Source organism: Acinetobacter sp. 24-47-39, assembly GCF_056783825.1.
On record NZ_JBWYIP010000023.1, the window covers coordinates 1 to 8925 of the forward strand.

General features: G+C 33.1%; 13 protein-coding genes. 7 read left to right on the forward strand and 6 right to left on the reverse strand.

The features are described from left to right. Positions 1-243: 243 nt before the first annotated feature. Positions 244-798, reverse strand: a complete 555-nt coding sequence (locus AC1M9C_RS14710; protein WP_086044968.1) for a hypothetical protein — start codon at positions 796-798, stop codon at positions 244-246. A gap of 281 nt (positions 799-1079) precedes the next feature. Between AC1M9C_RS14710 and AC1M9C_RS14715 the strand changes: the two genes are divergently transcribed. Next, positions 1080-1595 carry a tetratricopeptide repeat protein gene (locus tag AC1M9C_RS14715; protein WP_086044995.1) on the forward strand — a complete coding sequence of 172 codons (516 nt, stop codon included), beginning with the start codon at positions 1080-1082 and terminating at the stop codon, positions 1593-1595. 224 nt (positions 1596-1819) lie between these two features. On the opposite strand, the gene AC1M9C_RS14720 is transcribed toward AC1M9C_RS14715, so the two are convergent. Continuing rightward, positions 1820-2191 (reverse strand): hypothetical protein, encoded by a 372-nt coding sequence (locus AC1M9C_RS14720; protein WP_481953954.1) that lies wholly within the window; start codon positions 2189-2191, stop codon positions 1820-1822. A 1161-nt stretch (positions 2192-3352) separates the two neighbouring features. Here AC1M9C_RS14720 and repM point away from each other — a divergent pair. Together repM and AC1M9C_RS14730 are read left to right on the forward strand one after the other, a co-directional pair. Further along, positions 3353-4282 (forward strand): replication initiation protein RepM, encoded by a 930-nt coding sequence (repM, locus tag AC1M9C_RS14725; protein WP_481953955.1) that lies wholly within the window; start codon positions 3353-3355, stop codon positions 4280-4282. 78 nt (positions 4283-4360) lie between these two features. Then, positions 4361-4855 carry a plasmid replication DNA-binding protein gene (locus AC1M9C_RS14730; RefSeq protein WP_481953956.1) on the forward strand — a complete coding sequence of 165 codons (495 nt, stop codon included), beginning with the start codon at positions 4361-4363 and terminating at the stop codon, positions 4853-4855. Positions 4856-5031: 176 nt separating this feature from the next. On the opposite strand, the gene AC1M9C_RS14735 is transcribed toward AC1M9C_RS14730, so the two are convergent. Continuing rightward, the gene (locus AC1M9C_RS14735) at positions 5032-5442 is read right to left on the reverse strand and encodes an NUDIX hydrolase (protein ID WP_481953957.1); all 411 of its coding nucleotides are present in this window, start codon (positions 5440-5442) and stop codon (positions 5032-5034) included. 156 nt (positions 5443-5598) lie between these two features. On the opposite strand from AC1M9C_RS14735, the gene AC1M9C_RS14740 reads away from it, so the two are divergent. Both AC1M9C_RS14740 and AC1M9C_RS14745 read left to right on the forward strand, forming a co-directional pair. Next, the gene (locus AC1M9C_RS14740) at positions 5599-5895 is read left to right on the forward strand and encodes a type II toxin-antitoxin system RelE/ParE family toxin (protein ID WP_481953958.1); all 297 of its coding nucleotides are present in this window, start codon (positions 5599-5601) and stop codon (positions 5893-5895) included. Positions 5896-5897: 2 nt separating this feature from the next. Continuing rightward, on the forward strand, positions 5898-6188 hold the full coding sequence (locus AC1M9C_RS14745) for an addiction module antidote protein (RefSeq protein WP_481953959.1): 291 nt from the start codon (positions 5898-5900) through the stop codon (positions 6186-6188). Between the two features lie 88 nt (positions 6189-6276). On the opposite strand, the gene AC1M9C_RS14750 is transcribed toward AC1M9C_RS14745, so the two are convergent. Further along, the gene (locus AC1M9C_RS14750) at positions 6277-6696 is read right to left on the reverse strand and encodes a hypothetical protein (protein ID WP_481953960.1); all 420 of its coding nucleotides are present in this window, start codon (positions 6694-6696) and stop codon (positions 6277-6279) included. A 95-nt stretch (positions 6697-6791) separates the two neighbouring features. Between AC1M9C_RS14750 and AC1M9C_RS14755 the strand changes: the two genes are divergently transcribed. Together AC1M9C_RS14755 and AC1M9C_RS14760 are read left to right on the forward strand one after the other, a co-directional pair. After that, entirely contained in the window at positions 6792-6950 is a 159-nt protein-coding gene (locus AC1M9C_RS14755; protein ID WP_481953961.1) for a hypothetical protein, read from the forward strand. Continuing rightward, a complete protein-coding gene (locus AC1M9C_RS14760; RefSeq protein WP_178319582.1) occupies positions 6928-7158 on the forward strand; it encodes a hypothetical protein in 231 nt (76 codons plus the stop codon). The genes AC1M9C_RS14755 and AC1M9C_RS14760 overlap by 23 nt, the downstream gene beginning before the upstream one ends. 143 nt (positions 7159-7301) lie before the next feature. Here AC1M9C_RS14760 and AC1M9C_RS14765 read toward each other — a convergent pair whose 3' ends face one another. After that, a complete protein-coding gene (locus tag AC1M9C_RS14765; protein ID WP_481953962.1) occupies positions 7302-7745 on the reverse strand; it encodes a hypothetical protein in 444 nt (147 codons plus the stop codon). Next, positions 7746-8288, reverse strand: coding sequence for a hypothetical protein (locus AC1M9C_RS14770; RefSeq protein WP_481953963.1), 543 nt, complete (start codon positions 8286-8288; stop codon positions 7746-7748). Positions 8289-8925: the final 637 nt, after the last annotated feature.

Sequence of the window (8925 nt, forward strand, 5' to 3'; positions counted from 1 at the left end):
CCGCAGAAATTGGGGATGAATTTGATCTTAAAAGGCATATATCTTATAGGGAATTGCGGTTTTTGATCGCTTTTTAACCAATTTTATTGGCAAAAAATGACAAATTTGCTCAAAAAGAAACCGACATGTTTCCAAGTCGATTTTTTTCTGTTTTTCAGGGTGGGTGAAAATTTTTAAGTTATTGATTTTAAATCATTATTTTGATTGCATTTCGCATAACGCCCATTATGTTAAATGGGGGGATTAGATCCATCCTCCAGTAATAAAATCTCCTGAATCATATCCAATAGAGTACCCAACCTTTCTTTCTGGGTAAGCGGTTTTATAATGATTCATTGACGCTTGTGCCAGTTTAAGTGCATAAGCTAAGAACAAAGGATATTCAGCATAATTATCCAGTTCTGTTTCATCTGCTAAATCTTCAATAGATCGTAAAATTTCAGAGCTAAAAGTGCCTTGCTCAGGATAGTATGTTCTAGCTTCAGACATCCAATCTAAGTTATCTTCTTCTGCAATGTATTGATCTGATACTGCAAAATATAGATATCCATTATCAGAAAGACCAAACCAAAACCCTTGCTCAATAAAGGGAGAAGCCTCTTTTTCTAAAGAGTCAATTACGTGGGCTGCTAAACTTTTAACTTCTGTTGTGTAATCTAATTCTTTGAATAGGTCCCAACTTTTGTTTGGCTGCATTTCATGACAATGATTGATGATCGTTGTCATGAAATTATCAATATCTAGATCATTTTTATGAAGATCAATTTCTTTAAAGATTTTTACGAAGTCAAATGACATAAATAGCCTACATTTTTCCAAAATTTAAATAAGTAAGAAACGGTTAGATTCCCTAAAATTAACATAATGCACGTTATACGAAATTTAAAAAATGAGATTATCCTTATGATAATTAAAGAAATTTAAAAATTTCGTATAATCGCCATTATGTTAAATCACTCTAATTTTTCATCTTAATAAAGTATTATTAATAACATAACGAATTAAATATAACTTTGATTTGAAGGCATAAAATGAAATTTTTCAAACTTGCATCTATTGCTCTAGGACTGATCTTTTCTATGGAAACTTTGGCAAATCCAACATTTTCAAATGAGTTATTAACAAAGGCTGAAAATGGTGATTCATCAGCACAATTAGAATTAGCCGATGTATATATACATGGTTACGGTATTGAAGAAGATGAAGCTCAAGCCGAAAGCTGGGCTATTAAGTCAGCGGAAAGTGGCAATATCGATGCAATGTATTGGCTTGGTGATGGGTATGCGACATATGCTGGTTTAGTTGAAGATATGGACCCAACTGATGCTGAAGAACATTATAAGAAAGCTTTTGTGTGGTTCTCAAAAGGATCTGACTTAAATCATACTGATTCTATGGTGGGTTTAGCTAATTTATATCGTAATGGTGAGGGAGTTACTGAAGATACTGCTAAGGCATTAGATTTATTTAAAAAAGCTGCGTCTCTTGGCAGTAAAGAGGCTATGAGGGATCTTGAATTTATGTATCGATATGGAATAGGTGTAGAAAAAAATTTAGATAAAGCAAAATTTTGGGAAGATAAGGCACAGATGTAACTATGTAGAATAATTAAAATTAACATAATACACCTTATGCGAAACTCAGGTTAATCCTGAGTTTTTTGTTCGATCTGTTCATTTGAAGCAAACATACCAGGATTAGTAATCCTAATATTTTGCTGACATTGAGAACAAAGCATTAGCTCAGCAAACAACTTAACATTCTGCCTATTGCCACAAAGCGTACATGGTTTAGATAACTGAATAATATTGTCCATTACTTAATCCTGTTTAGAAAAATTTATTTCAGCGTATGCATTACCTTTGCTCTGCATATTTCTTATTTCATCTTTAGAGGCATCATTTTTCATCATCAGCCATACCAACATCATGTATGTTGTACTGAAATCCTCATAATACTTCTCCGATAAACTATTTTTCAGCTCGAAATCATCTAAACGCTGCTCTAGCCTATCTACAAGGTTTTCAATTCGATTAGCCTGTTGAGTTACAGCATTAGACTGAAAATGATTAGATAAAATCTTACTGAACAACTTACTGGTTCTAATCCCCTCTGATTCTGCTAATTGATCATAAAATTCAGCAATCTCAGGTAGTAACCTTACCGCATAAGTTTTGACTTTATTGCCCATAGAATGAAAAACCTCACACCATTTTATTTTGTACAAAAAAATATATTTATATTTCAGATATATACATAAAAATATAGTCATAAAAATGTACAAAATAAAAAATAAATTTGTACAAACTTTTATTATTTTTTATCAGATATTTAAAGAAAAAAATAGCATTTTTTTTGTACAATTACGTGTACAAAATAATTATATAAAATACAGTCACTTATCTCAAAAACACCCTATTTTTAAGTACATGATTTTCAGACTACTAAAAATTGCTGTAACCATTGCACAGTAAGGGTTTGAGCGATGTCATCGATAGATGCGTGGTGTGTGAGAAAAATATTCGGCATGTGCCGAGACCAAAAGAGATTTACCTGGCTAAATTGACGTACAGAGAATGCTTGGTTAACAACTCAATTTTGTTTCTCTCCAGAGAAACGAGTAAGCGTGCATTCCTGATCTGCTGATCAAAAATGAAAAAGCCCTCGGAGCAAATTTTGAAAAAATTAACCCTTAATAAATACGCATAGAATGCGATTTAAGCGCAGTTAAAATAAAAACACTGTTCTCTAGCTAAAAAACGAAAACAGGGCTAAAAACGAAAAATAAGAAGCAATAAGGAGGATATAAGCGAGTGTCTACGAGCGACACACAGAAAAATTGATTTCTCCCCCCTCTGAAAAAGCATTATTTATAAAAATTTAGCTAGAAATAAAATCATATGACAAAAAGTAGCTTCTAAATCGAGCGAAGCGAGCATAAAAAATTATATGAGCGAAGCGAATTCCGAATGCTTTTGTTTTTATAGAATTCACAAAGAGATTAGAGAAAAAATTGCCCCGACGAACTGAGCGCAAGCGAAGTTCAATAGAGTTTGAGCGAAGCGAAAACCAAGGGCAATTTTTCATAATTCAGGCTTTTAATTATTTTAATGCTTTTAAGGCTTTTAAGTGAACTGAAATCCTTTAATAGCAAGCATTTCAGAAGACATTAAACTAGGTTTATCGACCTATTAAACTAGGTTTATCGACCTATTAAACTAGGTTTATCGACCTATTAAACTAGGTTTATCGACCTTAAAGCTAGGTTTATCGACCTTAATAAATTATATAGACATTGATATTTAGATAGTCTATTGTACAACCTAGTTTAATTATAAATTTATTATTAGAAATGAGTGAATTAATAGTAAAGGATAATGCTTTAATTCAAGCAAGCTATACCTTAGACACTGTTGAACAACGTTTAATTCTTTTAGCTATTGCTGAAGCAAGACAAACAGGTCATGGAATAACAGAAAATAGCTTATTGGAAGTGCATGCTAGTAGTTATATAAATACTTTTAATGTTGAAAAGCATACTGCCTATACTGTGCTTCGAGATGCTTCAAAAAGCTTATTTGATCGATATGTCACATACCATGATATCAACCCTAAAACAGGTAAAGATCGTAGCTTCCATTGCCGTTGGGTTGATAAAATTGGTTATGAGGCTCAATCAGGTATTGTTTTCTTAAGGTTCACTCAAGATATTGTTCCTCTTATTACAAGACTAGAAGAGAACTTCACTAAATATGAGTTAGAGCAAGTTTCACGATTGACTAGCTCTTATGCTATTCGGCTTTATGAATTATTAATTCAATGGCGATCCGCAGGTAAAACACCTATTTTCGATCTAGCTCTATTTAGACAACAACTAGGTGTTGAAGCTCATCAATATAAAACGATGAGTAATTTCAAAACATACGTTTTAGATTTTGCCCTAAATCAGATAAATGAGTTCACCGATATAAAAGCTAAATATGAACAACATAAAAAAGGACGTTCTATCGCAGGATTCTCTTTCTCCTTTAAACAAAAAAGGGATGCATCTGCGAAAGTAATTAATACAAAGAATTCATCTGAAATTTTCTCGAAAATAACAGATCCTCAACGACATCTGTTTGCCAATAAACTGTCTAGACTTCCTGAAATGAATACTTATTCTCAAGGGACAGAAACCTTTGAACAGTTTGCTGTTCGCATTGCCGAAATGCTTAAAGATGCCCAAAAATTCGAAGAGTTACTCCCTTACCTTGAAAAAGTTGGTTTTACATCTGCCTAAAATTTAGACTTGATCATTTGTCTATTAGGCAGTCTAATAGGCAGTAAATTTTTACAAGTTTAGGCATAGGTTTATAGGATGAAAACCCTTACAGTTCTTGAACTTTCCAAGCTTTACAACATCAATAGACAAACAATTTACAACAATATAAAGAAAGGAGTTTTAAGTAAAAATTCTGACAATAAGATTGATTTAGCAGAAGCTATCCGTGTTTTTGGAGAACCTATTAAAAAACAGGATGTAAAAGATTCTGTAAAAGTAGACAGTCCAAATTCGGCAGAAATTTTACTACTTAGACAGCAGATAGACATGCTGAAAAATCAGCTTGATGATGCGAAAGATCGTGAATCTTTCTATCAAAATCAGATCGAGACTATGCAACGGTTATTGGAGGCTCCCAAAGCCCACAAAATAGAAGATCCAACACCTCCAGAGACTGCAGAAGTAGAAACACCTGTTGAAGTTGAGGGTGAAATCCCATCACCAAGTAAGAGAATCCCTGTTCCTGAGCATGTTGAACCTGAGCCTAAAAAGCGTGGCTTCCTGAGCCGATTCTTCCTACCAAATGGTTAAATAAAACTACACAAAGTTGTGAAACAAAGATCAAAGAATAGACGTGGAACGTGACAAATCACAAAAAAGCCGTTCCAGTGCGCTGTTTACTGGAACGGCTTTAGTTAAGATATTGATGCTTATAGGAAAAATTCAAGCATTTCGCATAAGGTGTATTATGTTAATTTTAGGGAAATTTAATAGCTTGATTTTATAAACTCTAGTAATTCTTTAAAAAGTAGATGCCATTCATTCGTTGGCTCTTCAGTAAGAGGATGCCAAAAAAATTCAAATTCTAGCCCACCATCATCATTACAAAAATGCGTCCAATTATCTTTTAATGTTTCTGTCGTATGGCACACAAACACATGCCAATTAGGTCCTAATTCAGATGGATAATGTAACCCGAGATATGAGTCAATACTTGCAGATGAAATTCCAGACTCTTCAAAAAGCTCTCGTATAGCTGCATTCTCTAGATTTTCATTAGCTTCAACAGTACCTTTTACAATTTGAATGCCTGCAATAGGATGTCTAAAAACTAATATTTCAATATTTTTATCTACATGTCTAAATATGACAGGTACTACTTTTTCTACTACAGTCATGTTCAAAGTATTTATATAAGATTAACTAATTATACCCCCGATTTAACATAATGGCGCTTATGCGAAATTTACAAATTTTGTATATGAATCGAGAGGAAAAATACTTGCTTAATGTATTCGATCGAATACAATTAAGTGAGAACAGAAGGAAGCCTCATGATTGAAATTAAACGTCTGCCTGAATTTGATGAATGGTTAGATGACATTAAAGACAATATGACCCGTATTCGCTTGAACCGTAGATTAGATAAAGTTCAGCGTGGAAATTGGGGAGACATTAAACCTCTCCAAGAAGGTGTTTGGGAAATGAGAGAGTTCTTCGGTTCGGGTTGGAGAATGTACTATATCCAACATGGTGATGTTGTGATTGTGATGCTAGGTGGCGGTGATAAATCTACACAGCAAGATGATATCAAGCGAGCAGTCAAATTATCTAAAACATTGGAGGATTAAAAATGGTTAAGGTCGCTGATTTACCAAGTTTTGATATGGCTGAATCACTTAAAACTGAAGAAGATATTGTGATGTATCTCAATATGGTTCTTGAAGATAATGATCCTGCTGAATTAGCTCATGCGCTTGGTGTAATCGCTAAAGCAAGAGGAATGACGCAAATTGCTAAAGAGGCTGGTATTGGACGTGAAGCACTTTATAAAGCACTTCGTCATGACTCTGCACCTCGTTTTGATACGATCAATCGTGTAGTGAATGCTTTGGGTTTAAAACTTACAGTTCAAAATGCTTAAAATTAAAAAAAACTAGTAAAAATGGGAGCTGTAAGCTCCCATTTTTGATTTCGCATAAGGTGTATTATGTTAATTTTAGGAAAAATTATTAATCTTCATTATTCCTTACACTTTGACTAATAGCAGACTGCGTAACCCCATATTGATCAGCTAACTGCTTCTGAGTATATAAACCTGATCGGTAAAGACCAGCTATTTCCCTTTTTTCTTGAGTAGAAAGACTGGCTGAAGATGATGGCACATTAGAAATCAACTGATTTTGTAATTCTTGAGATCTTTCATGCAATTGATTTAGATTTTCACGCTCTGTTATTAATTGCGTTACTGATGAAGTATCTAAAGTCCTTGCATCTCTTAAAACTGCATCAATATTTGATCGTCTTTTATCAATTTGCCTATTTATATCTTGTATTGCTCTTCTTACAGATGCGGTATCCGATCTTGTTACTTGAACTTCAGATTTAACTTCAACTTGAATGTCATCTGTTCTATATGGTGGTCTAGCCAATTTATTAAAACCTTATATAACTTATATTGACAAATATAAATTATATAAGTAATGTGTATTTTGTCAAATTTCTTAATTTCTGAGATGGAATAGTTATGACTGACAATATTATTCAATTTAAAGTGATAAAGAAGGCTAAACCTACGAAATCTAAAGACTTTGAAAATAAACCAAAGCTCAAGTTCACTAATGAAATGCGTGATGCGTTGAGAGAGAAAGCGAGAATTAAATATGAAAACTCCACAGCAGAATGATATTACTCCTGTAGAACAACAGAAAAAACTTACAGACTTAATGCAGCAAGTCTATGAAATAGGTATAGCAGTTGGCTATGAAGCAGGATATGCAGATGGTCGTAAAGATGAAAAAGAAAATATGAAAGCTGCTATATCAGATGGCACTCGGAATAAGTCTTCTGAATGCGGAAAAAAATTAAACGAATATAAACAAAAGAAAAAGTAAGGTTACTAGCAATTTATATACTTTAACGCTATAGTATATGCATATAGTGTTGGTGCGCTGGATATATATGCTACCCAGGCGAATGCTATATGACATTGTGTTATAAGCAATGTCCATAAAGGGATTGTTAATTTAACAATCCCTTATTTTTTTGGTGGTTTGTTTTTATCTCCTTTTGGAATTACAGAATAAATTTCTATTAATGGATTCTTGCTAGTACACTCAAAAATCACTTCATCTATTACAAATTCATTCTCATAAGCATCTTTTCTATATTCAGTACTTTGTAAGATTGTTGATCTTCCCCCACTTCTAATTTGAATGATTGAACTATCACTCAAAGCACCCTTTAATTGAGCTAAGACATCATCTACAGAATAATTATCCCTTTTACACCGACTATCATAAATATGACTACCAATGAAAAACATTTCTCCACTTACTAATGGAAAACCGAGACTGCTACGTTTCTCATTCAACATACTTAATTGTGTAGGTGTTAGCGTCCCCACTAGGACTCGAGATGCCTTTTTGCCTGCATCTAATTGACGCAGATTCTCTTCAATTAATTCCCATAATATTTCCACTTATCCCTCATCCTCTTCAATATCTCTTAAATTAATGATGTCATTAGATCCAACTTCTAAAACTCTTGTTTCTAAAGCATCTTTTAAGAACAGAAGAGATGGTGTGTTTTTCTCAGATTCAAATAATCCAAGAATAATTTTAAAAGGATTTAGCAATACGATCATTTCGCCATCAAACCCTTTTTTCTTTTTAATAAAGCCTAGTTCTTCAAGCTTATCTACCCTCGACTTCCACGTTGTTACCTGACGTTCACCGCTAAAGCCTGCTTCCATCGCCAATACAATTTGGTTGTCTGCTCTTACAAGCATTTCATCAAAACAGCGACACCAGAGAGAAAAATATGTTTTAGATAACGGCTTATTGGGAGAGAAATAGTCCATTATCAGCATAATAATAGGCATACATCTTGGTATGCATACAAAGCCCTTATTATCTTTAGACCAAAAGTCATCATCAGTTAATTCTGGCCACAAATTTTGACGACGTTCTTTATAAGTCTTTGCTATTTTTCTTGACCGTGCTGCTCTTTGCTTTGCACTCATCACTTAACTCCATATCGTTAAACATGTCCTTAAGATATAGCGAATTAAATTAAAATTCAAAAACTTAGTGGTGCATATAAACTTAATGAATTGCAATAAATATTACAACTTAATAAATAAAAAGAGATTTTTTTAATGATTAATATAATTGAATAGTTTTTTTTAATACTTAATATTTAGTAATTTATTGTTTTATATAATTTTATATAAAAAATATGTTATCAATGTTATCTGTGGTTTTAGTTGTTTCGTAAAATTTATTAAGTATCTTGGGGGTGATTTTAAAAGAGGGGGAATATAGTTCAAAATTTTGGTTGTTTTTCTATTAAAAAACTATACGTTTAATTAATACATTTAACATCAAATCTCTTATACGAAATCCAAATTCAAGACATAAAAAAGCCCAACATCCTGTTGGGCTTTTTTATGTCTTTGATGCGTTGGTATAACTCCTGTCGTACCTGCATATTCCATTGCTACGATTTCTTATTGTTATCTGGAGCATCCTGCTCTCTATGTGTTCATCATAGAAAATTGAGGGGGATTGGTATAGACGCAAAATACCTGAATGAATGTGAGCCAAGGCGTACAAAATTGATTAAAACTTATCCCAAAAGTTGTCCGCAGAAATTGGGGA